This is a genomic window from Bacillus mobilis, from assembly GCF_001884045.1.
In the GTDB taxonomy this organism is placed as follows: domain Bacteria; phylum Bacillota; class Bacilli; order Bacillales; family Bacillaceae_G; genus Bacillus_A; species Bacillus_A mobilis.
Genome location: NZ_MACF01000046.1, coordinates 367645 through 393979 on the forward strand (window position 1 = coordinate 367645; position 26335 = coordinate 393979).

The following is a 26335-nucleotide window of genomic DNA, read 5'->3' on the forward strand; positions in this document are numbered from 1 at the left end:
CGATAGATTGAAATAAAGGTAGTGACAACAGATGAGAGTAGTTTCAGGAAAATGTAAAGGGCATCCACTTAAAGCGGTGCCAGGTAATACAACACGTCCAACGACAGATAAAGTAAAAGAATCAATTTTTAATATGATAGGCCCTTATTTTGATGGTGGTACCGCTCTTGATTTATTTGGCGGTAGTGGTGGTCTTGGAATTGAGGCTATAAGTAGAGGGATTGATAAAGCAATCTTTGTTGATCGAGATAATAAAGCGATAAAGGTAATCCATCAAAATTTAGAAAGTTGTCGCATACAGGAACAAGCTGAAGTATATCGAAATGATGCAGAACGTGCGGTAAAGGCTCTTATAAAACGTGAAATATCATTCGATCTTATATTAATTGATCCTCCATATAAAGATCAAAAAATTGTATCTTTAATTAGTGTGATGGATCAACATGGATTGTTACATAGAGATGGATTAATTATGTCAGAGCATGGTAATGATGTGGTTTTACCTGAGTCTATAGGGAGACTTGTAAAAGTAAGAGCTGAAAATTATGGGATTACAGCAATATCGATTTATAAGTATGAAGGTGAGGGGACGGAATGACTAGTATAGCTATTTCTTCGGGAAGTTTTGATCCAATTACCCTTGGGCATCTGGATATTATTAAAAGGGGAGCAAAAGTATTTGATGAGGTATACGTAGTAGTTTTAAACAACTCGTCAAAAAAACCGTTCTTTTCAGTTGAAGAGCGCTTAGATTTAATTCGAGAAGCAACAAAGGATATCCCGAATGTAAAGGTAGATTCACATAGTGGACTATTAGTGGAGTATGCGAAAATGCGTAATGCAAACGCGATTTTACGTGGGTTACGAGCGGTTTCTGATTTTGAATATGAGATGCAAATTACTTCTATGAATCGAAAATTAGATGAAAATATTGAAACATTTTTTATTATGACAAACAATCAATATTCATTTTTAAGCTCGAGCATTGTGAAAGAAGTTGCGAGATATGGCGGAAGCGTAGTAGATCTTGTACCTCCTGTTGTAGAACGTGCTTTAAAAGAAAAGTTTCAAACCCCGTTAAAGTGAACGGGGTTTTTCTTTGTTGCTACGAAAAAATAATAAGATAACATATACATATAAACAAAATAATGTGAATATCGGTCCATAATGCACAAAGGATGTCCAAATTTCATGCAATATAGAAGAATGATTTGGTAAAAATACGGGGATATCTTTTTGCATGGGTGAAAAAGATGTTACTTTTTCATAAAATGGTTTCCAAAATATAAGAGTGAAAATAGGAGCAAGAATACTTTGAATAATTCGCGCGAAAAAATAGGGCTTAAATCGGATGTCTGTTTCAGCTAATATGCTAGCAACTTGTGCCTGAATAGAAAGGCCGCTAAATGCTAAAATAAAGCTTGTTACCATAGCTTGCTGCAGGAGGGGTGTTTCATTTACTTGACTAATCATTTGGCTTCCGAGTGTCATTTCAAAAATGCCTGATAATATCGGAAGGCTAAATTCTGTAGTTAGTTGGAAGAATGATAAAATATGTTGCATAATAAAAGAAAGTGCTGCTGTAATATGGAATACAGTAATCATTTTATTTAAAACAGAGAATAAAATAATAAATCCACCAATCATAAGTAACGTTTGAATAGAAGAAACGATAGCGTCCCCAAGTAATTTTCCTATTGGTCTTTTTTCTTGCATGCGTGTCTCGTGTAGGATTGAAAAAGGGTTTTGAAAAGGACGTTTTTTAGTAGTATGTTTATCATTCGTGGAAACGTTGTTATTGCCGTAAAAACGCATCAATAACCCGACGGCAAAGTTACTTAAATAATGTGCAGCAGCTAATACGATTCCTAATTTCGGATTATTGAAAAAACCGATAGAAACAGCTCCAAAAATAAAGAGTGGATTAGATGAGTTTGTAAAAGATACGAGGCGCTCTGCTTCGATTTGTGTTAGCTGATTACTTTTACGCAGTCTAGCGCTTAATTTGGCGCCAGCAGGGAATCCTGAAGCCATTCCCATTGCCCAGACAAATCCGCCTATCCCTGGAACGCGAAAAAGTGGTCGCATGAGTGGTTCTAATATAACACCTATAAATTTTACAACACCAATACTAATTAGAAGTTCCGCAATGATGAAAAACGGTAAAAGTGAAGGGAATACAACTTCCCACCATATATTTAACCCTCGAATGGAAGCTTGCAAAGCAGCTTGGGGGTGGAGTACAAGAGAAAAGGTTAAAAACAATGTTGATATGGTAAGGAAAGCCGTTTTCCATTTTTCATACATGTAAGTAAATCCCCCTTTGTCCCAAAAACGTTCATTTCAGTATACGTGGATACGTGGTGAATTTAGACCATAAGTATGAAAAAAGGAATGAAAAAAAATAAAGGGTGAGAAAAATGAAAGAACCGAAAATTGGTTTAGCTCTTGGGTCTGGGGGGGCAAAAGGATTTGCTCATATTGGTGTTATAAAAGTTTTAAGGGAAAATGGTATACCGATTCATATGATTGCAGGAAGTAGTATGGGGGCATTAGTTGGTACATTTTATGCAGCTAGCTCAAACGTTGAAAGGCTGTATAAACTGGCAAATGTTTTTAAGAGGAAATATTATTTAGATTTTACGGTTCCGAAAATGGGATTTATTGCTGGAAAACGTGTCAAAGATATGATTAAAATGTTTACATATAATAAAAATTTAGAAGAGTTAGATATCCCGACGGCTGTTGTGGCTACTGACATCTTGAAGGGGGAAAAAGTAGTTTTTACAAGTGGTCCTGTTGCAGAGGCGGTGAGAGCTAGCATATCTGTACCTGGAGTGTTTGTGCCAGAAAAAATAGATGGACGATTATTGGTGGATGGCGGAGTGATTGATCGCATTCCAGTATCGGTTGTGAAAGAGTTAGGTGCCGATATTGTTATTGCTGTTGATGTATCCCCGATTAAAGTGAATGGAGAGGTTACGTCTATTTATGATGTAATTATGCAGAGTATTGAAATTATGCAACATGAGCTTGTGATGAATCGGCAAATTGCATCGGATTTAATGATGCGACCAGCTGTAGAACAATTTAGTTCACGTGCTTTTACAAATATTGAAGACATTATTCGAGTTGGAGAAGTAGAAGCTGAAAAACATGTTGCAAATATTTTTTTATTAATTGAGCAATGGAAGGAGAAACATAATGTTTAAGCGTTTTCGGTTTATATATGCAATTTTAATAGGGGTTATATTGGCGATGTTACTTGTTTACGTACGTTTACCTTATTATGTAACAAAACCAGGAATGGCGGCCAAATTAGAGCCATACGTTCAAGTGGAGGGTGGAACGAAAGAATCTGGTGATTTTATGCTTGTTACGGTTTCAATGGGACCAGCAAATGTGGTGAATTTAATAGCGGCACAGTTTAATAAATATACACATATTTCGAAAGCGGAAGAAATATTGCAAAAAGGTGAAAGTGATGAAGAATATCAATTTCGCCAAAATTATGCGATGAAAGATTCGCAAAATGCAGCCATCTATAATGCTTATAAACGTGCAAATCGTACTGTTTCTTTTGAAAATAAAGGTGTATTGGTTGCTGGTGTAGCGAAAGGGATGCCGTCAGAAGGAAAGCTTAAACTTGGAGATGTTATCGTAGCTGTCGACGGAAAAACTTTTGAAAAGACGGAGCAATTTATTGAATATATGACAGGGAAAAAAGAAGGAGATACAGTAAATATTGAGTACAAGAGGAATGGAAAACAGTTAAAAGAAGATCTAAATGCAAAGACCATCCCAAATGGAAATGGACGCGTTGGCATAGGGGTTTCTATCGTTACGGAAAGAGAATTAGTGGTAGATCCGAAAGTGAAAATTGATTCTCATGAAATAGGCGGACCATCGGCAGGCCTAATGTTTACATTAGAAATATATAATCAACTTGTGGAAGATGATTTAACAAGAGGGCATGAAATAGCTGGAACAGGGACGATTAATGAAAAGGGAGAAATTGGACCGATTGGTGGTATTCAGCAAAAAGTGGTCGCTGCAAGTGATGCTGGTGCTGAAGTGTTCTTTGCGCCAAATGAAAAAGGTGCGGAGAAATCGAATTATAAAGATGCACTTGAGGCTGCGAAAGATATTAAAACAAAAATGAAAGTTGTGCCAGTAGATACGCTGGATGATGCATTACTGTATTTGGAAAAAATGGGCGAGAAAAAATAAACCTCTCTGAAAAAGAGAGGTTTTTTTATAGAAATTTTGCAGTTGATTCATCATAACGAATTGGGTGGTGTGTTGCATCTTGTTTTAGTAGTTGTGTTCGTAATGGTTCTTGCATGATGGAGAAATATACAGAATTGGCTTTTCTCTCTATATGTAAAATAGGATGGTCAAATGTTTTTGTATGGGTAAGGATGGGAAGTTCTATTTTTTTCTTGTTTTTTGAAAGGTAAGTTTGTCCTTTTTGTGACATGCCTAGTAGACGAATGTACGGTGCATGCTGCTCTATATTTGCGCTATGTATTTCTTCTTTTGTTGTATTTGTTAAAATGTGTGTACAAGCTCTTTGTAATCTAGTCCACGTATAACGCTTCGTTTTTAATGCTTCCATGAATGAATGGAAGGAGGAGCTGGTTTGTATTTTTGATAAAATACGATGCTCTAAACCTTCTTCTATTTCATATATATGTCGTAAGTCTTCCGGAGACATCGTCATGAGTTTGTATTTAAAAAATGGAAAGTATTGTTCCCAATTATGTAAAATCCCGTAGTTTTGTTTGTAACTTGCTAAAAGAGAAGCAGTCGCTTTTGGGATAAAAGGTTTAATTTCTGCAAAAGAACTATTTTCGCTAAAAAGTTGCTTACGAATACTAGTTGCGCTTGCAATATGTTGATCGCTAAATGTTTCATCATGATAATGAGATGCGAATCTTTTTATCGTTTGTGCTTGTATAGAACTATTTTGTAAGAAAATTGATTTCATGTATTGGAATCCTAATATGTTATTCGGTTGTGACATGTCTATGTTTTTTTCGGATGGTAAAATGTGTAGGAAGGCGTCAGATGTAGCTTTTGCGTAACTGTTACCCGCATTCATAAATTGCTTTACAAGACGATTAAAAGTCTCTTCTTCATTTTTTTGCACAGAGATGGTGTTATGAAAATTTTCGATCTGTCCATCTTCACTACCGAAACAAATTTCAGAAACGTGTAGAGCGTTTAAAATGGAAATAGCACCATTTGCAAAGGTTTCAGCCTTTTGTGTTGAAAAGGCATATGGAAGCTCTACAACAAGGTCTACACCGCATGATAAGGCCATTTTGGTACGATACCATTTGGATAGGAGCGCTGGCTCACCACGCTGTAAAAAAGGGCCACTCATAACAGCGATTGTAATATCAGCGTGTGTTAACTTTTTTGTTTGTTGCACATGATAATCATGACCGTTATGAAAAGGGTTATATTCAACAACAATACCACTGGCTTTTATGGTAATCTCTCCTTTCGATGTAGCATCTTTTTGAAAAACGTGATACTCTATATATTATTTACTATGATGACTTCATTATAGTGTAAAGAAAAAACATTGACAAATATAAAATGGCTAGCTATAATTTTGTTTGTTGCCTTGAGGTGATATGATATGAAATGGTCCATCCATCAATTGAATAAATTGAGAAATAAAGGATTGACATTGGATGAGATGGTAGATGTAAGTGAGCTACAAGAGGTCGAGAAAGATATTCGTGAAATTAATCCTGTTCATGTAACAGGAAGGGTTGATTTTGGCTCCGGTAAGTTTACGTTCCATCTACATATAACTGGAAGCATGGTTTTACCATGTTCTCGCTCTTTAGTAGATGTGACATTACCATTTGACATTAAAACAACTGAGGTGTTCCAAACTTCACAAGAAGAATTTGAAACTGAAGCTGAAATTCATTGTTTAGAAGGAGAAGTACTTGACTTACTGCCCGTAATCAAGGAAAATATACTTTTGGAGATTCCAATGCAAATTTTCAGTGATGATGTTTCTGGTGGAGCACCGATGCAAGGTCAAGACTGGCAAGTGATTTCGGAAGAAAACAAAGAAAAGACTGTTGATCCACGATTAGCAGGACTTGCAAAGTTTTTTGACAAATAATCGGAAGACTGGTTTAGGCCTTCATATGAAAATAACTATTTCTTTTAAGGAGGTGGGAAGAATGGCTGTACCTTTTAGAAGAACTTCTAAAACAGTAAAAAGAAAGCGTCGTACGCATTTCAAATTATCAGTACCTGGTATGGTAGAGTGCCCAAGCTGTGGTGAAGCGAAATTAGCTCACCGTGTATGTAAAGCATGCGGTACTTACAAAGGTAAAGAAGTAATCAGCAAGTAATTGCGGGAAATAAACGTAGAAGATATCTTCTACGTTTATTTTTTTTTTGTCTTATTCTTCATTTGTTGTATTCTATCTTTTCTAGTAACTGCATATGTTTAATAAAAAATGCATAGGGAGGACTAGAGAGATGGCGACAACAAGACAAGATGCTTGGACTGATGATGAAGATTTGCTTCTGGCAGAAGTAGTACTCCGGCATATTCAAGAAGGTGGAACGCAATTATCTGCCTTTAAAGAAGTGGGAAGACATTTATCTCGTACACCAGCAGCATGTGGATTTAGATGGAATTCTTACGTTAGGAAGCAATACAAAGAACGTATCGAAGAAGCGAAGCAACTACGTAAAGTAGAAAATTATGAAGTGAAAGAGACGAAAGTATTAGAGCCCACGTCAATTACTTTGAATGATGTTATTGATTTCTTGCAAAATTATAAAGATGAAAACTCCTTAATGATGTTGCAACAGCAAATTGAATCGTTACAAACAGAGAGAGAGAGTCTTTTGGAGCGATTATCAGTATATGAGGAAGAATATAGAACATTGCTTGATTATATCGATCAAAAAAGAAGTGTAATGGTAGCAGAAAGAAATAGTGTTCGTTCGAATGGGAAGTTAGAAAAGTTAAAGAAATAAAAAAACAGCTGCTATGTAGCTGTTTTTTTTATTTCTTATGCAGACTCTTCATTTGTAACCGCATTCAAATTTGTTTCTGGTTTCCAAACATAAAAATCACCATCGGGTACTGATACAGGCTGGAAATTTAATTTATCCCAAAAACCAGCTGAATGGATACGTGCGATCGTTTTAATTGGGAACTGTAGCCCCTTCGCATAATTTACAAGCATTTCTCCGAATCCTTGTTTTTGGAAAGTTGGTAATACTTCAAGTTTATAGAGTTCTAGGTAAGTACCTGTAATTTCGAATGGTTCCCCGCCGTTTCTTTTCATATATAGACTCATACGTGCAATTAGTGATCCGCCATAATAAATACCGTAATATGGAGATTCACTATCATTTTCAATAATATTTGCCTGTAATTCTTCTAACATGGATAGTTCTTGAGCTCCGCAACCTTTAAATTTTTTAAACTCGTCTAATGTTTTATAATTGATGAGCAAGCGCTCAACTTTTGGGAATCCCATAACATCACATCCTTTTCTTGTCTCGTTGAATGCAGAAAAGTAAAAATATTTATAATAATATTATAACTCATTTTTTTATTTTTATGAAGATTATAGTATATTTCTTTTATTATTTTTTTGAGGATTTGCTAAACTAAGAGTAGAAGTATATGAATAGGTAGTATATACATATTGAAGAAGAGGTTGCATTTGTTTGTCAAAGAGCAATGAAATTGTAAACTGTATTCATGCAATTAAGGAAGATAAAGTGAAACTGTAATCGGTGGGATTTGTTCACCTGTAGTTAATTATGATTCCGCGCCAATCAGGTTTTTGCGGGATGAAAAGGGGGAGGGAAAAGGGACTTATGTAACGTGTTCATATGAGTTCCTTGTGTGAAAATGAAAATCGGAATTGTAGGACCAGGAGCGATCGGTCTATTGTATGCATTTTATTTACAAAAAAGTAAGCAAAATGTTACGTTGTTTACAAGGACAGCTAAACAGGCTGAGGAATTGAATGTAACGGGTGTAACTTGTATGAGGGAGGGGGAATCTGAAACGGTATTCCCGCCTGTTTTACCAATAGAAAGTATGCTAGATCAGAAGCTAGACTATATATTTATTGCTGTTAAGCAATATCATATAACTGACATACTGCCTTTTGTGCGAGGGGAATCCTCATTAATCTTTTTGCAAAATGGAATGTCGCATCTTCATGCTATGAAGCAAATCGGGAATGAAAATATTGCGGTTGGGATTGTAGAGCATGGTGCGAAAAAAGAAGAAAAACATATCGTTTATCATACAGGGATAGGTGTAACGAAGTTTGGAATCGTGCACGGCCAGTCTATGCAGTTTGAAAAAATATTTAATTGTTTTCCTTTTCCTCATTTTCCGATTCAAATAGAAGATGATTGGAAGAATGTTATGCACAAAAAATTAGTAGTTAATGTATGTATCAATCCATTGACAGCATTATTACAAGTTCAGAACGGAGAGTTGATTACGAACCCATTTTTTTATCGATTGATGGAACAAGTATTTCAGGAAGTCGTCTTTCTCGTTAAAGAAGAAAAAGAAATGGTATGGGAAATGGTACGCCGCGTATGTGAAAGAACGTCTCATAATACATCATCTATGCTGGCGGATGTCAGAGCGAATAGACAAACGGAAATTGGTGCGATTGTTGGATATGTGATAGAAGAAGCTAAGAAACAGCAACGATCTGTTCCAACACTTCAATTTTTGTTCAATGCAATAAAAGGATTAGAAGTAAAAGAATAAGTGTAATTCTTTGCTTTTACGGGCAACATTGACTACAATGTGGATTGGTGAGAGAACAGGATACGAAAGGAAGAATTATATGGAGATAAAAGAGATCTCTGTTCCGCAACAAGGTGTTGTAGCGGACTATATGAACGGTAAAAAAGAGATACAGTCGTGTTTTGACTATATGTTAACAGAAGATGCTTTTAAGCAGCGTGTACATGATTTGCGTGAGAGGGAGTTTTTCCGCCAAGATTTAGTAGCGCATTTATTAGAATATAATACAAAATTACAAGCGGGAGAAGCTACGATTCAAAATGTAAAAGCGCTTGGAGATGAAAATACATATGTTGTTATAGCTGGACAACAAGCTGGGTTATTAACTGGACCACTTTATACAATTCATAAAATTATTTCAGTTTTACAGCTTGCCAGAGAAAAGGAAGAAAGTTTAGGTGTTAAAGTTGTTCCTGTTTTCTGGATTGCTGGTGAAGACCATGATATGGATGAAATTAATCATACTTTTGTAACGAAGAATAAAAAAATAAAAAAGACTATTTTTCATGATCGTAATCCGAAAAAAGCGAGTGCTTCAGAGTCTGAGCTTTCTTTGGAAGACTGTAGAAAGTGGATTGAAGAAATTTTCAAAACATACCCTGAAACGAATTTTACAAAGGATGTATTGCAATTTATTGATGATTCTTTGGGGAAATCGAATACGTATGTAGATTTCTTTGGCCATCTTATTATGAAAATGTTCGTGAATTCTGGTTTAATTCTTGTCGATTCGCATCATCCTGAATTAAGAAAATTAGAAGTGCCGTTTTTCAAGCGAATTATAGGTAAGTATAAAGAAGTGCAAGAGGGGCTTCATAACCAACAGGAAGTAATTAAAGAATTAGGATATAAACCGATTATTGAAACAAAGTATAATGCAGTGCATATATTCATGGAAATTGATAACGAGCGAGTGTTACTTGAAGATAATCAAGGAAAGTTCGTTGGGAAGGATGGAGCGTATTCCTTTTCGTATGAGGAATTGATGGAAGAGATGGAGAGAAGCCCGGAACGCTTTAGTAATAATGTCGTAACGCGCCCTCTTATGCAAGAGTATGTATTTCCTACGCTCGCGTTTATTGGAGGGCCAGGGGAATTAGCTTACTGGAGTGAATTACAACAAGTCTTCCATACTATCGGTTTCCGAATGCCACCTGTCGTTCCGCGTATTACAATCACTTATATAGAGAGGGATATTGCGACAGATTTACACGATTTACAATTGCAAGACAGTGATCCGTTTTTAAATAACGTGGATACGCTGCGTGAAAACTGGTTATCTAATCAAATAGAGGAACCGATAGATGATCGATTTGTAGAGGCGAAAAAAGAAATCATTGATATCCATACGTCATTGCAACAGTTTGTGAAGAAAATAGATCCTGGATTAAGTACGTTTGCAGGGAAAAATGAATTCAAAATTAATGAACAAATTGAACTGTTGGAAAGAATGTTGAAAAGAAATGTTGAGAAAAAACATGAAGTGCAGTTAAATAAATTCCGTCGCATACAATTTGCGCTTCGTCCATTAGGGGCGCCGCAAGAGCGTGTGTGGAGTGTATGTTACTATTTAAATCAGTTCGGTTTGGATTTTGTTGATCGTGTAATGGAAAACCCGTTTTCTTGGGATGGAAAACATCATGTTATAAAACTATAGAATCTTGCTCTTAGGAGCAGGATTTTATTTTTGTTCCGTTGAATTTACTGTGAAGTGAAATTTTTCTGAATTATTAATTTAAAAATAATGGATATCGTAATTATGCAGGATACTTAAATATATGACAAAATAGCACAAAATGTAAACGTATTATTATCTTTTTCGACAGTTTTTTATTTAAATTCCCGCAAAAGATGATAAAATTTAGTATATAATAAAAGAAAATAGCGATTTGTATAGTATGCTGCCTTTGTAGGCAAGTTAAATGAGTCGTTCTTTCATAGTATTTCGTTCTCTAATCGTGAAATGTGCGTTTAGGGGAAGAGATGCATTCAACATAATTAATTGAAAAAAGAGTAGGTGCAACAATGTTTAAACACGTAACAGTGCTTTTAAAGGAAACAGTAGACGGCTTAGATATAAAGCCAGGTGGTACATATGTAGATTGTACACTGGGGGGAGGAGGACATAGTTCTTATTTATTATCCCAATTAACTGAAGGTGGAAAATTAATCGCGTTTGATCAAGATGAGATAGCGATTCAAAATGCGAAAGAAAAGTTTTCTTCATACGGTGAGCAGTTCATAACAGTAAAAAGTAATTTCCGTTATTTATCTGAAAAACTACAGGAATTAGGTATAACAGAAGTAGACGGTATTTTATTTGATTTAGGTGTTTCATCCCCGCAATTAGATACACCAGAGCGTGGCTTTAGTTATCATCATGATGCACCGTTAGATATGCGAATGGATCAAGATGCCCCCTTAACAGCATATGATGTTGTAAACAGCTGGTCATATGAGCAACTTGTAAGAATTTTCTTCCAGTATGGTGAAGAGAAATTTTCAAAACAAATAGCTAGGAAAATTGAAGCATACCGTGAGAATAAAGCTATTGAAACGACAGCGGAATTAGTAGAACTAATTAAAGAGGGTATCCCAGCTCCTGCTCGTAGAACGGGTGGACATCCTGCGAAGCGAGTGTTCCAAGCAATCCGTATTGCCGTAAATGATGAATTGAAAGTATTTGAAGAAGCGTTGGAATCTGCAATTGAGATGGTCAAGCCAGGCGGAAGAGTTAGTGTTATAACATTCCATTCTTTAGAAGACCGTATTTGTAAAACGACGTTTAAGCGAAATAGTACAACTCCACAATTGCCACCAGGATTACCGATTATTCCTGACGAATTTAAGCCGAAATTAAAGCTTATTACAAGAAAACCGATTTTACCTTCTGATATAGAGTTAGAAGAAAATAATCGAGCGCGTTCTGCGAAATTGAGAATCGCTGAAAAACGATAAAAAGGGGAGAGAGGTATGAGTAACTTAGCTGTAAAGTACAAACAACAAGCGCAAGAAGAGGTACAGATTCAAACGCCCCCACAGCAAATGGTTCAGCCAAAAGCTAAAGCGAAGATTACAAGAATCGAAAAACTGTTGTATGTAGCATTTATTGGCTTTTTATTGTATGCCTGTGTAGCGTTTATTGGAAATAAAGCAGGCCTTTATCAAGTTAATGTAGAAGCAGCGACGATAGAACAAAAGATTGTGCAGCAGCAAAAAGAGAATCAAGAGTTACAGGCTGAAGTAGAGAAGTTAAGTCGCTATGAACGAATCGCTGAAGTTGCAAAAAAACACGGGCTAGAAATTAATGCGAATAATGTGAAGGGCCTCAAATAAGGCAATAGGTGTGAAGGGAAAATGAAGAGAAATATGACTAAATTTCATACCAATAAGGGAGCAGGGTACTTTATGATTTTATTCCTCCTGCTCTTTTTGCTATTATTAGCCCGATTTTTCTACATACAAGCAACAGGAACAGTGCATAATCAAGATTTGGATAAACTCGCTCAGCAAAAACATAGTAAAGCAGGAGTTCTCGAAGCAAATCGAGGAACGATTTATGACCAAAATGGTCATGTATTAGCGCAAGATGCAAACTCTTATAAACTTGTAGCGGAATTAAAAGGTGCGAAGCCGGTTGAGAATAAAGAGGACACTGCAAAGAAAATTGCAGGAGTACTTGGAAAAGGCGAAGAGGATATTTTAGCTGCGTTAAATAAAGATAAAAGTCAAGTGGAATTCGGGAAATTAGGTAGGGGCTTGACGAAAGAACAGAAAGATCAAATAGAAGCATTAAAAATGCCAGGTATATCTTTTATTACTGAAAATGCCAGAGTATATCCAAACGGTGATTTCGCATCTTATGTCGTAGGTCATGCGAGACCTGATGATAAGGGGATTGCTATAGGACAATTTGGTTTAGAAAAGAGTTTGGATAAGTATTTAGGAGCTTCTAACGGAGAAGTAGCTTATACAGGCGATCGTAGAGGTGTATCTCTTGACGGCGGAAAAGTGAATGTAAAGGCACCTAAAAATGGAGATAATGTATATTTAACGCTTGACCAGCGTATTCAAAGTTATTTAGAAGACGCAATGAAAGAAGCGAGTAAACATTATGAACCAGAAAGTTTAATAGGGATTGTTGCGGATCCAAAAACAGGGAAAATACTAGGGATGTCTAGTAAGCCTAGTTATGATCCGAACCAAGAGAATAATAAGTACTTTTATAATGACGCAATTGCAAATGCATTTGAACCTGGGTCAACAATGAAAATATTCACGCTAGCAGCAGCTATTAATGAAGGTGTGTATAAAGGGCAAGATTATTATCAGTCTGGTACATATCAAGTCGGCAACCGAAAAATAAAAGATCATAACGGCGGCGCTGGATGGGGATCTATCACATTTGATGAAGGGGTAGAGCGTTCTTCAAACGTAGCGTTTGCAATTTTAGGGGATCAAAAACTTGGTCCAGAACGTTTCCGAAAGTATATTCATAGCTTTGGATTAGATGAAAAAACGAACATTGATTTACCTGGTGAAGGTTCAAATACAATTATATTCGATCAGCAAATACAGCAAGTTACAACAGCATTTGGACAAGGTTCTACTGTAACGCCAATTCAGCTTGTGCAAGCTGCAACTGCTATTGCAAATGATGGGAAAATGATGAAACCTTATACAGTTGATAAAATTGTAAATCCAATAACAGGCGAAGTAAAATTAGAACATAAGCCAGAAGAAGTGGGAAAACCTGTTACAAAAGAAACAGCAGCGCAAGTAAGACAGTTATTAGAACGTGTTGTTACATCGCCGAAAGGAACAGGAACTGCTTATAAAGTCGATGGTTATTCAGTTGGTGGTAAAACAGGAACAGCGCAAATTCCGGATGGAAAAGGTGGCTATATGACAGGGAGAGAGAATTATATATTCTCGTTCTTAGGTATGGCACCTATGGATGATCCGCAACTTGTTGTATATGTAGCTGTTAAACAACCGAAATTGAAAGATGATGAGAGTGGCGCACAACCTTTAGCTGATATTTTTAAATATGTAACGAAGAATAGTTTAGAGTATTTAAAGATTAAGCCTAATGAAGTGAAAGATCCGAAGAAATATGTGAAAGAGCAGCAAACTGCTGTTCCAGATGTAACCGGAAAAACGATGGAAGAAGCGAAAAAAGCTATTGATAAAGCAAAACTTCGTCCAATCGTATTAGGTGAAGGGAAAGTGCAGCAGCAAGTACCGAAAGCGACTGAACAAACATTGAAGGGTGACCGAGTCTTCTTAGTAGGAGATAAACCTACAATGCCAAATATACAAGGTTGGGCGCTTCGTGATGTTATGAATTTAGCAAAAACATTAAAGCTTAACTTAAAACCTACTGGTACAGGGTACGTAACCGAACAAAGTGTGCCAGAAGGAACATTGTTGCAACCTGGTACAGAGTTAGGTGTAACACTTATACCGCCACTTGAACCACAACAAGAAGCAGAAAAACCGTAATGGTAAAATAGAAGAAGTTCTAATTAAATAAGTACAAGCATATATTGGAACAAGCTAGGCGTAAGGGAGGCTTGTTCCAATATGCGTGTATCAAATGTAACGGTTAGAAAACGACTTATTTTTATACTTATATCAGGTATACTTATTTTCACTATCATCGATATTCGTCTTGGATATGTGCAATTTTTTCTTGGCAATATGTTAACAGATCGTGCGAAGGATTCGTGGAGTCGTAATATTACTTTTGAACCTGAACGTGGTAAAATTTTAGACCGAAATGGTGTGGAACTTGCTACGAATAAAAGTGCCCCAACTGTCTTTGTTGTACCGAGGCAAATTGAAAAACCAGCAGAGACTGCAGAGAAGTTAGCTGCAGTATTAGGTGTGGAAAAAGATGAGATTTATAAAAGAATTACAAAAAAAGAATCAATTGTAAGGTTAGATAAAGGCGGAAGGAAAATATCACATGATAAAGCGAAAGAGGTACGAGGTTTAAGTTTGAAAGGTGTTTATATCGCAGAGGACTCGATCCGGTACTATCCATTTGGCAACTTTTTATCACACGTATTAGGGTTTGCAGGTAGTGATAACCAAGGTCTTATGGGACTAGAAAAATATTATGATAAAGAGTTAAATGGTGATGACGGTCATGTGCGTTTTTTTGCAGATGCAAAAGGACAAAGGATGCCTAATGTTGGTGATGATTTCAAAAAACCAGAAGCTGGTTTGAATTTAGGTTTAACAATTGATGCACGTATTAATAGAATTATGGAAAGAGAAATGAATATTGCAGAGTCGACATATAATCCAGATGGTATGATTGCGATTGCAATGAATCCGAAAAATGGTGAAATTTTAGGTATGTCGAGTCGGCCGAGCTTTGATCCAGCAGATTTTCAAAGTGTTTCTCCAGAAGTGTATAATAGAAATTTACCAGTATGGAGTACGTATGAGCCTGGTTCAACGTTTAAGATCATTACGTTAGCAGCAGCCTTGAATGAAAATTTAGTAGACTTAGAGAAAGATACGTTTTATGATGATGGAGCAGCTGAAGTGGGTGGAGCTAGATTGAAATGCTGGAAAGCAGGAGGCCATGGTAGCCAAACGTTTTTAGAAGTAGTTCAAAACTCATGTAACCCAGGATTTATTGAACTTGGTGATCGTCTTGGTAAAGACCGATTGTTTAAATATATTCGTAATTTCGGCTTTGGACAGAAAACCGGAATTGATTTGCAAGGTGAAGGTAGTGGGATTTTATTTAATTTAGATAAAGTCGGTCCAGTCGAGCAAGCGACAACTTCATTCGGTCAAGGTGTTTCTGTTACGCCAATTCAACAAGTAGCGGCAGTAGCAGCGGCTGTGAATGGTGGAACATTGTACCAGCCGTATATAGCTAAGGAATTTATTGATCCGAAGAACAATCAAGTTGTAAGCAAAAAGACACCTGTGGAAAAAAGAAAAGTTATTTCCAAGGAAACTTCAGAAAAAGTTCGGTATGCATTAGAGAATGTTGTAGCAAAGGGATCTGGTAAAGGTGCTTTCATTGATGGCTATCGTGTAGGTGGAAAAACAGGTACGGCTCAAAAAGTGAAAGATGGTAAATATTTAGAGAATAATTATATAGTATCTTTTATCGGCTTTGCTCCAGCGGACGATCCGGAAATTGTTGTTTATGTTGCTGTTGATAATCCGAAAGGTGTAACGCAATTTGGTGGAGTGGTAGCAGCGCCAATTGTTGGGAACATTCTTCGTGATGCACTTCCTGTTATGGGCGTGAAACCGAGAACAGAACAAGTTGAGAGAGAATATAAATGGGGCGATATACCAACTGTGGAAGTTCCGAATTTAATTGGTATGAAAAAGAAAGATTTACAGACGCAACTCGTCGATTTGAAGCTTGATATAAGCGGAGACGGAGATAAAGTTATTAAACAATCCCCAGAAGCAGGAGCTAAAGTAAAAGAGGGCTCAAAAATTAGAATTTACTTCGGGAATTAAAGGTAACCTAGTACGTTTTATGGTACAATTGGTGGAAGTGAGTTCTTTATAGAAGAGTTACTTAATTTGAGACCGTAAGAGTTTCAATTATAAATAAGTCTATTTATTAGACACAGTAGCACTTACCTCCTATTTTACATATTTAGGAGGTAACGTGTTGCTTATTAAAAAAGAGATAAATACACAATGTAGAGAGGGTTTAGTGAAATGAAGTTGCATACACTTGTATCATGTTTGCATGATTTTCCAGTTGTTCCAAAAGAAAATCCAGAAATCACATCTATAGAAGCTGATTCACGTAAAGTGAAAGAGGGAAGCTTATTTATATGTATGAAAGGATATACGGTTGATAGCCATGATTTTGCTAAGCAAGCAGCGGCACAAGGAGCGGCTGCTATTGTTGCGGAAAGACCAATTGATGTTGACGTTCCAGTTGTACTTGTGAAAAACACTTTTCGTTCGTTAGCGATTTTAGCTGATTATTTTTATGGTCAACCAACACACAAGTTACATTTAATCGGAATTACAGGTACAAATGGAAAGACAACAACATCGCATATTATGGATGAGATTATGCGCGCACATGGTCATAAAACGGGGTTAATTGGAACGATTAATATGAAAATCGGTGATGAAACATTTGAGGTGAAAAATACAACACCAGATGCACTAACACTTCAACAGACATTTTCAAAAATGGTTGAGCACGGTGTAGATAGTACAGTAATGGAAGTTTCGTCACATGCTTTAGATCTTGGTCGTGTACACGGATGTGATTACGATGTAGCAGTGTTTACAAATTTAACACAAGATCATTTAGACTATCATAAAACGATGGAAGAATATAAACATGCAAAAGGGTTGCTATTTGCACAACTTGGCAATAGTTATAATCATAATCGTGAAAAGTACGCGGTACTGAATAACGATGATGCTGTAACTCCGGAATATATGAGAAGTACTGCGGCGACTGTTGTAACGTATGGAATTGATACAACAAGTGATATTATGGCCAAAGATATCGTTATGACGAGTGGTGGAACTACATTTACGCTTGTCACACCGTATGAAAGTGTAAATGTTACGATGAAATTGATTGGGAAATTTAATGTATATAACGTATTAGCGGCAACAGCGGCAGGACTTGTTTCTGGTGTAAGTTTAGAAACGGTTATTGATGTAATCAAGCAACTAGCTGGAGTTCCGGGACGTTTTGAAGTAGTTGATGGTGGACAAAATTATACAGTTATTGTTGATTATGCACATACACCAGATAGCTTAGAGAATGTATTAAAAACAGCAAAACAGTTTGCAAAAGGCGATGTATATTGTATCGTCGGTTGTGGCGGAGATAGAGATCGAACAAAAAGACCAATCATGGCAAGTGTTGCAACAAAATATGCAACTCACGCAATTTACACTTCAGATAACCCAAGAAGTGAAGAGCCGGGGGCTATTTTAGATGATATGGTGCAGGGTGCAAATGGGAATAATTATGAAGTAATTATTGATAGAAAAGAAGCGATATACCATGCAATTGCTAACGCGAAAGCTGAAGATATCATCATTATTGCTGGTAAGGGTCATGAAACGTATCAAATTATTGGTAAAGATGTTCATCATTTTGACGATCGTGAAGTCGCTAAAGAAGCAATTACAGAGCGTTTAAACAACGAAGAGTAACAACGTGAGAGGAGGACTACATGTGCTTGAGCAAGGTTTATTAGTAACGGCTGGGGTAGCATTCTTAATTTCTGTTGCCCTTTCGCCATTGTTTATTCCATTTTTAAGGAAATTAAAGTTCGGACAGAGTATTCGTGATGAGGGACCAAAGTCACATCAAAAAAAATCAGGGACACCGACAATGGGTGGTATTGTCATATACGTATCTATGATGGTAACTTCACTTATTATGGCAATTAAATTTAATCATTTAGGTGCAGAGGTTTCGTTATTATTATTAGTGACTTTTGGCTACGGATTAATTGGATTTTTAGATGACTACATAAAGGTAGTTAAGAAGAGAAATCTTGGTTTAACATCAAAACAAAAACTAGTAGGTCAGCTTGTTATTGCTATTGCGTTCTTTTTAATTGGAAAAGGGCAAGCGTTCCACACATACATCATGATTCCGGGAACAGACGTTAAGTTTGAACTAGGTTGGGCGTATTTTGTACTTGTATTATTTATGCTTATTGGTGGATCAAATGCAGTTAACTTAACTGACGGTTTAGATGGTTTATTATCAGGAACAGCTGCTATTGCATTTGGAGCGTTTAGTATTATTGCAGTCGCACAAGAGCAATTTGGAGTAGCTATATTCTGTATGGCAGTTGTAGGAGCTGTACTTGGATTTTTAGTATTCAATGCAAATCCAGCGAAAGTGTTTATGGGAGATACAGGTTCTTTAGCTTTAGGTGGAGCCATTGCAGCTGTAGCGATTTTATTAAAACAAGAATTACTACTTGTAATCATTGGTGGAGTATTCGTAATGGAAACTTTATCTGTTATTATTCAGGTCATTTCTTTTAAAACAACAGGAAAACGTGTCTTTAAAATGAGTCCATTACACCATCATTATGAATTATGTGGTTGGTCAGAGTGGCGTGTTGTTGTGACGTTTTGGTCTGTAGGATTTTTATTAGCTGTGTTAGGAATTTATATCGGGGTGTGGATGTAATTGAAAACTGTAACTGAATTTCAAAATAAAAATATTCTTGTATTAGGCATTGCAAAAAGTGGTTATGCAGCAGCGACGCTGTTACAAAAATTAGGGGCAAATGTTATTGTAAATGACGGAAAGCCTTTAGCGGATAATGTACTTGCTGCAGAATTACAAGCAAAAGGAATGGACGTTGTATGCGGTGGTCATCCTTTAGAATTGTTAGAGAGAAATATTTCTCTTGTAGTAAAAAATCCAGGAATCCCGTATTCTAATCCAATATTAGTAGCTGCGAAAGAAAAGCAAATTCCGATTGTTACGGAAGTGGAATTAGCATATCGTATTTCAGAAGCTCCATTTGTTGGGATTACGGGGTCTAACGGTAAAACGACGACGACAATGCTTACATTTGAAATGCTAAAAGAAGGACAAAAGCATCCTGTAATTGCAGGGAACATTGGAACTGTAGCGTGTGAAGTAGCACAGGATGCAAAAGAAAATGAAGTTGTAGTTACAGAACTTTCATCTTTCCAATTGATGGGAGTAGAATTGTTCCAACCTAAAATTGCTGCGTTTTTAAATTTATTTGAGGCCCACTTAGATTATCACGGGACGAAGAAGGAATATGGTTTAGCAAAAGCAAATATCTTTAAAAACCAAACAGAAAATGATTATAGTGTAATAAATGCAGATGATGCAGATGTGATGGCTTTATCTGCTTATAGTAAAGGGCAAAAAGTACTATTCTCGACAACGAAAGAAATTGAAGATGGTGCGTGTATAAAAGAGAATGCTCTTTATTTTAAAGGTGAAAAAGTTGTTGAATTAGGCGATATCGTTTTACCTGGTCAACATAATTTAGAAAATATTTTAGCAGCGATGAGTATCGCAAAATTATTGGGTGTTTCTAATGAAGCGATTACGGCGGTGTTAAAACGTTTTACAGGTGTAAAACATCGTTTAGAATATGTAACAACTATTAACAATCGTAAGGTTTATAATGACTCAAAAGCAACGAATATGTTAGCGACTGAGAAAGCTTTATCTGCGTTTACACAACCGATTGTGTTATTAGCAGGTGGGCTTGATCGTGGAAATGAATTCGATGATTTAATTCCGTATTTCAAAAATGTAAAAGCAATTGTGACATTTGGACAAACAGCTCCAAAATTAGTAAGAGCTGCAGAAAAAGCGGGATTAGATACAATTGAAAGTGTCGATACTTTAGATGAAGCTGTAGTGAAAGCTTATGCTCATTCTACAGATGGCGATGTAATCCTTCTTTCTCCAGCATGTGCAAGCTGGGATCAATTTAAAACATTTGAAGAAAGAGGAGACATTTTTATACAAGCTGTGCATAAACTTATATAAAGTAAATCAAAACATCAGTAGGCTAACACCTACTGATGTTTTGTTACATAGGCAAAAGTTTCTGCCTAAAGAGGTGGTGTTTATGGGTAATGAAGAAAACGCCTGATTTTATTCTCATCATCGTTACACTTGCGTTGTTAACAATCGGAATGATTATGGTGTATAGTGCGAGTGCGGTTTGGGCCTCTTATAAAATGGGGGATTCATTCTTTTTTGCAAAAAGGCAATTACTATTTGCAAGTCTAGGTGTAGTGGCTATGTTTTTTATTATGAAGATTGATTATTGGGTGTGGCGTACGTATTCAAAAGTAATTTTGCTAGTTTGCTTCATTCTTCTTATTCTTGTTCTTATTCCTGGAGTAGGACTTGTTCGAGGAGGAGCGCGAAGTTGGATTGGAATCGGGGCATTTTCCATTCAACCGTCAGAATTTATGAAGTTTGCGATGATTATTTTTTTAGCGAAGTTTTTAGCGGAACGACAAAAATTAATTACCTCTTTTAAACGTGGCTTACTACCAGCACTAGGTTTTGTATTTCTTGCTTTTGGAATGATTATGTTACAGCCAGATCTTGGGACAGGAACGGTAATGGTTGGGACATGTATCATCATGATATTTGTCTCGGGAGCAAGGGTCTTTCACTTTGCAATGTTTGGTTTGCTTGGTGTAGCAGGATTTGTAGGGCTAATTGCATCAGCACCGTATCGGATGAAACGTATTACATCATATTTAGATCCGTGGTCAGATCCGCTTGGAAGTGGATTTCAAATTATTCAATCGTTACTCGCAATTGGACCTGGTGGATTATTCGGGCTCGGACTTGGACAAAGTAGACAAAAGTTTCTTTATTTACCTGAACCACAAACAGACTTTATATTTGCAATCTTATCTGAGGAATTAGGTTTTATTGGTGGTTCATTTGTGTTATTATTATTTAGTCTGTTATTATGGCGTGGGATTCGTATAGCTTTAGGAGCGCCAGATTTATATGGTACGTTTTTAGCAGTAGGTATTGTGGCGATGATTGCGATTCAAGTAATGATTAATGTTGGTGTTGTAACAGGATTGATGCCTGTTACGGGTATTACTTTGCCGTTTTTAAGTTATGGTGGATCAAGTTTGACATTAATGTTAATGGCAGTAGGTGTATTATTAAATATAAGTCGCCATTCTCGCTACTAAACCCTGTTTTATAAGACAGGGTTTTTCGTATGTGCAAGAAGAAACATGATGTATATAGAAATAAATACGACTGAAATCAGAAAAGAGAAGCGGAGGAGTTAGTAGTGCGTGTATTAGTAAGTGGTGGGGGCACTGGAGGTCATATTTATCCGGCTCTTGCTTTAATAAGAGAAATAAAAAAATTAAATCCGGAAGCAAGGTTTTTATATATTGGTACGGAGAGTGGATTAGAGAGCACAATCGTTCCAAAAGCAGGTATACCGTTTCAATCTATTGTTATAAGTGGATTTAAGCGTAAAATATCGTTAGATAATGTGAAAACGGTGATGCGTTTCCTAAAGGGTGTACAAGATAGTAAACGATATATTCGTCGTTTTAATCCGGATATTGTGATTGGAACGGGTGGATATGTATGTGGACCAGTTGTATATGCTGCGGCAAAATTAGGTATTCCAACTATTGTACATGAACAAAATAGTGTACCTGGTGTAACGAATAAATTTTTAAGCCGCTATGTTGATAAAGTTGCAGTTTGTTTTGAAGCGGCTGCAGAACATTTTCCACAGTCAAAAGTGGTAATGACAGGAAATCCACGAGCATCAGAAGTAATGGATCAGAATGGAATGAAAGGAAAACGTTCCGTAGGTTTATCTCTTCCTAAAAAGTCCGTACTTATTTTTGGTGGAAGCCGTGGGGCTAGACCAATTAACGATGCTTTCGTTGAGGCAATTGAACAGTTTGGAAATAAAAGTTACGAAATATTGTATGTAACCGGTGAAGTTCATTATGATAAAGTGATGGAAGCTGTGAAGCAAAAAGGGAATCCGAATAATGTTATTATTAAACCTTTCATTCATAATATGCCAGAGGTACTTACAGGTGTAGACCTTGTTGTTTCAAGAGCGGGGGCAACAACACTTGCAGAATTAACAGCGCTAGGTAAGCCAAGTGTGTTAATTCCGAGTCCTTACGTAACAAATAACCATCAGGAAAAAAATGCGCGTTCTGTTGTCGATAAAGGAGCAGCAAAAATGTTACTTGAAAAAGATTTAACAGCAGAAACGCTTATTCGTGATATTGATGAAATTTTATTAGATGCACAAACATTACAAAATATGAAGCTGGCTGCGGCACAATTAGGTATTCCAGATGCAGCAAATAAGCTGTATGAAGTAATGAATAAGCTTGTAAAAAAATAACGTTAGGTGAACGCCCTGCATACTACTGTAATAAGGATAATTAGTATGGGGGAGATTGTTTATGGAGCAATTAGTAAATGAGCTTATAGAAGCAAAAGTTGGTCGCGTGTTAGTGAATGAAGCGTTAGCGCGTTATACCACTATGAAAATAGGTGGACCAGCTGATATTTTAATTGTGCCAAAGCATGTTGCCGGTATTGAAAAAACGTTGCAGTTAGTAAAAAAATATAAAACAAAGTGGACAGTAATTGGTCGCGGTTCGAACCTTCTTGTATCTGATTTAGGTATAGAAGGTGTCGTTATTCGTTTAGGAGAAGGATTAGACCACTTAGAAGTCGAAAAACATAGAGTAAGAGTTGGTGGTGGGTATCCCCTTATTAAATTATCAACTTTACTTAGTCGTCAAGGGTTATCCGGTCTGGAATTTGCCAGTGGTATTCCAGGAAGTGTTGGTGGTGCAGTGTATATGAATGCAGGAGCACATCAATCGGATATATCAAACATATTATCAAAAGCTCTTATTTTGTTTGAAAACGGAACAATTGATTGGTTAACGCATGAAGAAATGGGGTTTTCCTATCGTACTTCTGTATTGCAAACGAAACGTCCTGGTATTGTTTTGGAAGCTGAGTTTCAATTGCAGGTAGGAGAGCGTGAAGGAATCGTAAGTGTCATGCAAAAGAATAAAGACTACCGCCGTGAAACACAGCCGTGGAATCATCCTTGTGCAGGAAGTATATTTCGGAACCCAATCCCATACTTTGCAGGAAACTTAATAGAAAAGGCGGGGCTTCGTGGTTATCAAATAGGCGGAGCTCAAATTTCTGAAATGCATGGGAATTTTATTATTAATACTGGGGGAGCCAGTGCGCAAGATGTCTTATCTTTAATTGCATTCATAAAACAAACAATCAAGGATAAATTTGGCGTAGAAATGCATACAGAAGTAGAAATCATTGGAAGATAACGGTTATTCGTTCCGCTCATTATCATTTATGTTATAATAAGAAGATAAGAACGGCATGAGGAACATGCCGTTCTTTATGTTACGTAGGGGGATCGTACATGAAAAATAGTAAAGTGATTAAACTACAGGATCGTGTACCAAAGTTAAAAAATCAACAGAAGAAAAACAAGAAAAATGTTAATCATCGGTTGATTCTATACATATCAATTTTATTTTTATTAGTGCTCTTTTTAATTTACTTTCGGTCTCCACTAAGCAATATCAAAAAGATAAGTGTGTTTGGAAATCATTATATGACAGATGAACAAGTGATGAAAGAATCAGGTGTGACGTATGATACAAGTTATTTCCGAGTGACAGCACATAAAGCAGAAGAAAACCTAACGAAACGAAAAGAAATTAAAGCGGTAAATGTAAAAAAACGTTTTCCAAATAAAATTGATGTTCATATTGAAGAATATTTAACGATTGGTTATATAAACAAAGATGGGAAATTACAACCGTTATTAGAGAACGGGAAAACACTCGATGTACTTCCGAACGGAAAACTCCCTGTTGCAGCGCCAATTTTTGAACCTTTTAAAGAGGAGAAAATGAAGGAGTTAATTGCTGAGCTTGAAAAATTAACACCAACTATTTTAAGATCTATTTCTGAGATTCGTTATTCACCGACGAATGCGAATGAAGATCATCTTACTTTATATATGAACGAAGGATACGAAGTGAGCACTACGATTCAAAATTTCGCAAAGCGTATGGAAGCTTATCCGCTTATCCTAAAAACAATTGAGCCGGGTAAAAAGGTATTAATTGACTTAGAAGTAGGGGCATATACGAAAGAATTAGGAGCGGAAGAAAAAAAAGAATAGAAAGATAGTTTTCACTACGTCATGGTAGAAAAAACGAAACGAATGTTCTGCTTGATGCATCTGAATTTACAAGAATGGTTCATTTGATGAAAAAGATGTAAAAATTCTTAGATTCATACTAGGATTGGTACAAGTTTCACTTTTCTATGAGTACATCTTAGTGTAGACTTATACTTGGCGGTAATCTTTACACTTGAAATAGAATTATTTCAAGATAAGCAGTTATTCACAGTTTACTGCGATATTCTTAAATGAATGTTAAATAAAAATAAGAAAAATATAGGGTTAAAAAAGGGAAACGTATAAAGACGTTGAATATTTTTCTTATAAATAGTAAAGTTGCGATTGTTGTTCCATATATTGAGTTGTATGGTATAAATAAAGAAGGAGGTGCCAAAGAATGAACAGCAATGAAATATATGTTAGTCTTGACATCGGTACATCCAATGTTAAAGTCATCATTGGTGAAATGGTTAATGACAGCTTAAACATTATTGGTGTTGGAAATGTAAAATCAAATGGTTTAAAGAAGGGATCGATAGTTGATATAGACGAGACTGTTCGATCAATTAAAAAAGCAATTGAACAAGCTGAGCGCATGGTGGGAATCCACATTGAGCAAGTTGTAGTAGGTGTCAATGCAAACCAGGTACAGCTACTTCCTTGTCATGGAGTAGTCGCTGTTTCAAATGAAGATCGTGAAATCGGGAATGAAGATGTCTTACGCGTTCTAGATGCAGCACAAGTTGTGTCAATTGCTCCAGAACGTGAGTTTATTGATGTGGTACCTCGACAGTTCATTGTAGACGGTCTTGACGAGATTAACGATCCACGCGGGATGATCGGTGTAAGATTAGAAATGGAAGGTACACTTATAACAGGCTCGAGAACTTTACTACATAACCTACTTCGTTGTGTAGAAAAAGCAGGTCTTGAAATAGTTGATATTTGTCTTCAACCTTTAGCGGCTGCAACAGTTGCTATATCTTCAGATGAAAAACATAGAGGAGTAGCCCTTGTTGATATGGGGGGAGGATCTACAACTTTATCTATTTTTAAAGATGGAGAGTTACAAGCGACGAGCGTATTACCGTTAGGTGGAGACCATATAACGAAGGATATTGCGATTGGGTTGAAAACTTCAACAGAAAATGCAGATCAAATTAAGTTGAAATATGGACATGCTTTTTATGATACAGCATCTGAAGAAGAGATGTTTACGGTTCCTATTATGGGAAGCGATCAAACAGAACAATATTCTCAGTTGGAATTATCGGATATAATAGAGGCTCGTGTAGAGGAAATTTTAATGTTTGTTCAAGATGAAGTGCGTAAGTTAGGAGTAAAGCAAGTAGCTTCTGGTTATGTACTAACTGGTGGAATTGCTTCTATGCCTGGTGTTCTTGATCTTGCATATGATATTTTACATGAAAATGTTCGTATAGCGACTCCTGATTATATTGGTGTGCGTGAGCCCCAATATACAAGTGGAGTAGGATTAATTAAACATTCTTATCAAAAAGCTAAATTACGTGGAAAAAATGTGCAGGAAAAGCAAGAACATTTTGAACCAGTACCAGCACCAGCACCAACGCCGGTACAACAGCAACCTGCGAAACAAAAAACTCGTAATCAAAACAATAATAATCAAAATGATGACCGTATGATGTCAAAAGTAAAACGTGTATTCCGTTATTTATGGGATTAAAATTGGACACGAAAAATGAGGTTCTAGGGGGATTTCGAC

The 26335-nt window shown here is 36.4% G+C and carries 24 protein-coding genes; 21 read left to right on the forward strand and 3 right to left on the reverse strand.

The genetic code is table 11. The features are described from left to right. Positions 1–31: 31 nt before the first annotated feature. The gene (rsmD, locus tag BAQ44_RS07120; protein WP_001266982.1) at positions 32–598 is read left to right on the forward strand and encodes a 16S rRNA (guanine(966)-N(2))-methyltransferase RsmD; all 567 of its coding nucleotides are present in this window, start codon (positions 32–34) and stop codon (positions 596–598) included. Continuing rightward, the gene (gene coaD, locus BAQ44_RS07125; protein WP_000200598.1) at positions 595–1086 is read left to right on the forward strand and encodes a pantetheine-phosphate adenylyltransferase; all 492 of its coding nucleotides are present in this window, start codon (positions 595–597) and stop codon (positions 1084–1086) included. The genes rsmD and coaD overlap by 4 nt, the downstream gene beginning before the upstream one ends. Here coaD and ylbJ read toward each other — a convergent pair. Then, positions 1078–2307: a dipicolinic acid transporter SpoVV gene (ylbJ, locus tag BAQ44_RS07130; RefSeq protein ID WP_063260455.1), complete on the reverse strand. Its 1230-nt coding sequence runs from the start codon at positions 2305–2307 to the stop codon at positions 1078–1080. The genes coaD and ylbJ overlap by 9 nt on opposite strands. A 113-nt stretch (positions 2308–2420) precedes the next feature. Here ylbJ and BAQ44_RS07135 point away from each other — a divergent pair, with 113 nt between their 5' ends. Together BAQ44_RS07135 and BAQ44_RS07140 are read left to right on the forward strand one after the other, a co-directional pair. Continuing rightward, positions 2421–3212 carry a patatin-like phospholipase family protein gene (locus BAQ44_RS07135; protein WP_061678258.1) on the forward strand — a complete coding sequence of 264 codons (792 nt, stop codon included), beginning with the start codon at positions 2421–2423 and terminating at the stop codon, positions 3210–3212. Next, positions 3205–4230 (forward strand): SepM family pheromone-processing serine protease, encoded by a 1026-nt coding sequence (locus BAQ44_RS07140; protein WP_061678257.1) that lies wholly within the window; start codon positions 3205–3207, stop codon positions 4228–4230. Before BAQ44_RS07135 ends, BAQ44_RS07140 begins: the two co-directional genes overlap by 8 nt. A gap of 25 nt (positions 4231–4255) precedes the next feature. Here the strand turns inward: BAQ44_RS07140 and BAQ44_RS07145 are convergent, their stop codons facing one another. Further along, a complete protein-coding gene (locus BAQ44_RS07145; protein ID WP_169833822.1) occupies positions 4256–5497 on the reverse strand; it encodes a nucleotidyltransferase in 1242 nt (413 codons plus the stop codon). 153 nt (positions 5498–5650) lie between these two features. On the opposite strand from BAQ44_RS07145, the gene BAQ44_RS07150 reads away from it, so the two are divergent. The 3 genes from BAQ44_RS07150 (at position 5651) to BAQ44_RS07160 (ending at position 7023) form a co-directional block, all read left to right on the forward strand. Further along, a complete protein-coding gene (locus BAQ44_RS07150; RefSeq protein ID WP_061678255.1) occupies positions 5651–6151 on the forward strand; it encodes a YceD family protein in 501 nt (166 codons plus the stop codon). Between the two features lie 61 nt (positions 6152–6212). Continuing rightward, positions 6213–6386 (forward strand): 50S ribosomal protein L32, encoded by a 174-nt coding sequence (gene rpmF, locus BAQ44_RS07155; protein ID WP_001984764.1) that lies wholly within the window; start codon positions 6213–6215, stop codon positions 6384–6386. A gap of 130 nt (positions 6387–6516) precedes the next feature. Beyond that, positions 6517–7023 carry an RsfA family transcriptional regulator gene (locus BAQ44_RS07160; protein WP_071721346.1) on the forward strand — a complete coding sequence of 169 codons (507 nt, stop codon included), beginning with the start codon at positions 6517–6519 and terminating at the stop codon, positions 7021–7023. A 35-nt stretch (positions 7024–7058) separates the two neighbouring features. On the opposite strand, the gene BAQ44_RS07165 is transcribed toward BAQ44_RS07160, so the two are convergent. Beyond that, positions 7059–7532: an N-acetyltransferase gene (locus BAQ44_RS07165; RefSeq protein ID WP_061678253.1), complete on the reverse strand. Its 474-nt coding sequence runs from the start codon at positions 7530–7532 to the stop codon at positions 7059–7061. A gap of 374 nt (positions 7533–7906) precedes the next feature. Here BAQ44_RS07165 and panE point away from each other — a divergent pair, with 374 nt between their 5' ends. The 14 genes from panE (at position 7907) to ftsA (ending at position 26296) form a co-directional block, all read left to right on the forward strand. Beyond that, entirely contained in the window at positions 7907–8797 is an 891-nt protein-coding gene (gene panE / locus BAQ44_RS07170; RefSeq protein WP_084669478.1) for a 2-dehydropantoate 2-reductase, read from the forward strand. Between the two features lie 79 nt (positions 8798–8876). Then, positions 8877–10493, forward strand: a complete 1617-nt coding sequence (gene bshC, locus BAQ44_RS07175; protein ID WP_071721348.1) for a bacillithiol biosynthesis cysteine-adding enzyme BshC — start codon at positions 8877–8879, stop codon at positions 10491–10493. Between the two features lie 368 nt (positions 10494–10861). Continuing rightward, entirely contained in the window at positions 10862–11794 is a 933-nt protein-coding gene (rsmH, locus tag BAQ44_RS07180; RefSeq protein ID WP_061678251.1) for a 16S rRNA (cytosine(1402)-N(4))-methyltransferase RsmH, read from the forward strand. A 15-nt stretch (positions 11795–11809) separates the two neighbouring features. Continuing rightward, positions 11810–12172: a cell division protein FtsL gene (gene ftsL, locus BAQ44_RS07185; RefSeq protein WP_000067081.1), complete on the forward strand. Its 363-nt coding sequence runs from the start codon at positions 11810–11812 to the stop codon at positions 12170–12172. 21 nt (positions 12173–12193) lie between these two features. Further along, a complete protein-coding gene (locus tag BAQ44_RS07190; protein WP_084669479.1) occupies positions 12194–14341 on the forward strand; it encodes a penicillin-binding protein in 2148 nt (715 codons plus the stop codon). Between the two features lie 81 nt (positions 14342–14422). After that, positions 14423–16339, forward strand: coding sequence for a stage V sporulation protein D (locus BAQ44_RS07195; protein WP_061678249.1), 1917 nt, complete (start codon positions 14423–14425; stop codon positions 16337–16339). Positions 16340–16546: 207 nt separating this feature from the next. Then, on the forward strand, positions 16547–18022 hold the full coding sequence (murE, locus tag BAQ44_RS07200; protein WP_061678248.1) for a UDP-N-acetylmuramoyl-L-alanyl-D-glutamate--2,6-diaminopimelate ligase: 1476 nt from the start codon (positions 16547–16549) through the stop codon (positions 18020–18022). A 22-nt stretch (positions 18023–18044) separates the two neighbouring features. Next, a complete protein-coding gene (gene mraY, locus BAQ44_RS07205; RefSeq protein ID WP_000893058.1) occupies positions 18045–19019 on the forward strand; it encodes a phospho-N-acetylmuramoyl-pentapeptide-transferase in 975 nt (324 codons plus the stop codon). Next, the gene (murD, locus tag BAQ44_RS07210; protein WP_071721352.1) at positions 19020–20372 is read left to right on the forward strand and encodes a UDP-N-acetylmuramoyl-L-alanine--D-glutamate ligase; all 1353 of its coding nucleotides are present in this window, start codon (positions 19020–19022) and stop codon (positions 20370–20372) included. Between the two features lie 89 nt (positions 20373–20461). Further along, a complete protein-coding gene (gene spoVE / locus BAQ44_RS07215) occupies positions 20462–21553 on the forward strand; it encodes a stage V sporulation protein E (protein ID WP_000753515.1) in 1092 nt (363 codons plus the stop codon). A 104-nt stretch (positions 21554–21657) separates the two neighbouring features. Then, the gene (gene murG, locus BAQ44_RS07220; RefSeq protein ID WP_061678246.1) at positions 21658–22752 is read left to right on the forward strand and encodes an undecaprenyldiphospho-muramoylpentapeptide beta-N-acetylglucosaminyltransferase; all 1095 of its coding nucleotides are present in this window, start codon (positions 21658–21660) and stop codon (positions 22750–22752) included. Positions 22753–22813: 61 nt separating this feature from the next. Continuing rightward, positions 22814–23719 (forward strand): UDP-N-acetylmuramate dehydrogenase, encoded by a 906-nt coding sequence (gene murB / locus BAQ44_RS07225; protein ID WP_071721354.1) that lies wholly within the window; start codon positions 22814–22816, stop codon positions 23717–23719. A gap of 98 nt (positions 23720–23817) precedes the next feature. Next, positions 23818–24588 carry a cell division protein DivIB gene (gene divIB / locus BAQ44_RS07230; RefSeq protein ID WP_000798232.1) on the forward strand — a complete coding sequence of 257 codons (771 nt, stop codon included), beginning with the start codon at positions 23818–23820 and terminating at the stop codon, positions 24586–24588. A gap of 400 nt (positions 24589–24988) precedes the next feature. After that, on the forward strand, positions 24989–26296 hold the full coding sequence (ftsA, locus tag BAQ44_RS07235; RefSeq protein WP_001087544.1) for a cell division protein FtsA: 1308 nt from the start codon (positions 24989–24991) through the stop codon (positions 26294–26296). Positions 26297–26335 lie beyond the last annotated feature (39 nt).